The 2,121-nt window shown below is 65.6% G+C and carries 2 protein-coding genes; both read right to left on the reverse strand.

The window, feature by feature from the left end; genetic code table 11:
* Positions 1-260: 260 nt before the first annotated feature.
* Complete coding sequence (locus VFH65_RS10180) at positions 261-1,223, reverse strand: 2-hydroxyacid dehydrogenase (RefSeq protein ID WP_353321151.1); 963 nt, start codon at positions 1,221-1,223, stop codon at positions 261-263.
* A 2-nt stretch (positions 1,224-1,225) separates the two neighbouring features.
* A partial coding sequence (locus VFH65_RS10185; RefSeq protein ID WP_353321153.1) for an enolase C-terminal domain-like protein occupies positions 1,226-2,121 on the reverse strand: 896 nt, incomplete at its 5' end.

Below are 2,121 nucleotides of genomic sequence, written 5' to 3' on the forward strand. Positions count from 1 at the left end.
CCATCCGGGCCTCCAACACATCGGCCATCGCCGACAGGCGGCGCGCGCAGGCGGCGTTTTCCACCCGCGCCCACGCACCCACCGCGCCAGCACCCCGGGTGGGTTCGGCGGCCGCCACCAACTGATCGAACATACTTTCGACACTAACTACTGCCGCCAACCAAAACGACCCGGCCAAACCCAACCTGTGGATAAAAACGCGACTGTGGATAACCCGGCTCGTCGACTAGGGCGCTTGCAGCGCGTCTTGCCCTTGGGACTTATCGCGCGACGAGGTTATTCAGCGGTTCACCGCGCGACAGCCGACCGATATTGGCTGCAATGTCGTCGACGCGGCCGACGAACGTGTTCTCCGTGACGCCTGACGAATGCGGAGTCATCAGAACATTCGGCAGCTTGTCGAACGGCAGCTCGCTTGGCGCCGCAGTCCCGTCGGCGCCGGGATAGCGATACCACACATCGATGGCCGCCGCGGCGATGGTACGGGCCGAAAGTGCCTTGTACAGCGCATCTTCCACCACCAGCGGACCACGGCCCACGTTGATCAGCACACCTTTGGGTCCCAGCGCACGAAGCTGCTCCGCGTCGATCATGCCGACCGTGCGTTCGGTCAGCGGCGCCGAGACCACAATGACCTCGGAATCAGCCATCAGCCGGTTCAGTTCCCCGACGCCGGCCGCCCATGCCAGTCCTTCGGCGGCCGCGTCGAACCTGCCGCTGCCTGTGACAGCGGCACCGGTACAACCGAACGCCCGGAACAATTCCCAGCTGCGTCGTCCGATGTGCCCGAAACCCACGAATCCCACCCGGGCCGCCCGCAGCGACCTCGGCTGCGGGATCGATCGGTCGTACACCGCCGTCGCCCAGATCCCCTCGCGCAGCGACCAATCCTGTTCGAGGAAGCCACGACGGAGCAGCACCGCCGCCGCCAGTACGTATTCCGCGATGGATTCTTCGTGATGAAAGGTGTTCGCCACCAATATGTCCGATGCCAACGCGTCGAATGCGATCTTCTCCGTACCCGCGCCGCCTGCGTGCACGAGACGCAATTTCCCAGCAGCACCGGCCATTTCAGCCGTGAACCGGCCACCGACGAAGACGTCGGCGTCGTGCAGGTCATCCAGTGACGTGTTGCCCCAAACAACCGTCGATCCCGGTGGCAGCGCGGCCTCCAGGCGGTCCCGATGCGGTACTAGGTTCGGATCGCCGACGACAATCTTCACGATCAGGTCCGTTGCAGTGCTGGACGTTTCCTGTCGAACGTCCAACCGGGGATCAAGAACTGCATGGCGGCCGCGTCGTCGCGAGCGCCGAGACCTTCGGCACGGTAAAGCGCGTGAGCCGCGTCGACCGCGTCAAGGTCTATCTCCACGCCCAGCCCGGGGCGGTCGGGCACGGTGAGGTGGCCATCGGCGATCTCGTAGGGCTGCTTGGTGATTCGCTGCCCGTCCTGCCAGATCCAGTGGGTGTCGATCGCGGTGATGGTGCCAGGGGCCGCCGCGGCGACGTGGGTGAACATCGCCAGCGAGACGTCGAAGTGGTTGTTGGAGTGAGATCCCCACGTCAGCCCCCAAGCGTCGCAGAGCTGCGCGACCCGTACCGACCCGTTCATCGTCCAGAAGTGCGGATCAGCCAACGGGATGTCGACCGCACCGGCTCGGATGGCGTGACCCAGCTCGCGCCAGTCGGTCGCGATCATGTTCGTGGCCGTCGGCAGCCCGGTCGCGCGTTTGAACTCGGCCATCACCTCGCGACCGGAGAATGCCCCCTCGGGTCCGACTGGATCCTCGGCATACGCGAGGACGTCGGTCAGCTCTCGACAGGTCCGCACCGCGTCTTCCAGAAGCCAGGCGCCGTTGGGGTCCAAGGTGATTCGCGCATCTGGGAATCGGTCCGCGAGGGCGATCACGGCCTTGGCCTCATCTGCGGCGGGCAGCACACCGCCCTTGAGCTTGAAGTCACGGAAGCCGTAACGGTCACGCGCAGCCTCTGCCAGCCGCACAACAGCTTCCGGCGAGAGCGCCTCGTCGTGACGGATCCGCAGCCACTCGTCGGCACCTGCATCCTCGTCGGCACCCGAGCGGTACGCGAGGTCGGTCTTGGTCCGGTCGCCGACGAAGA

The organism is Mycobacterium sp., from assembly GCF_035697385.1.
Taxonomy (GTDB): Bacteria; Actinomycetota; Actinomycetes; order Mycobacteriales; family Mycobacteriaceae; genus Mycobacterium.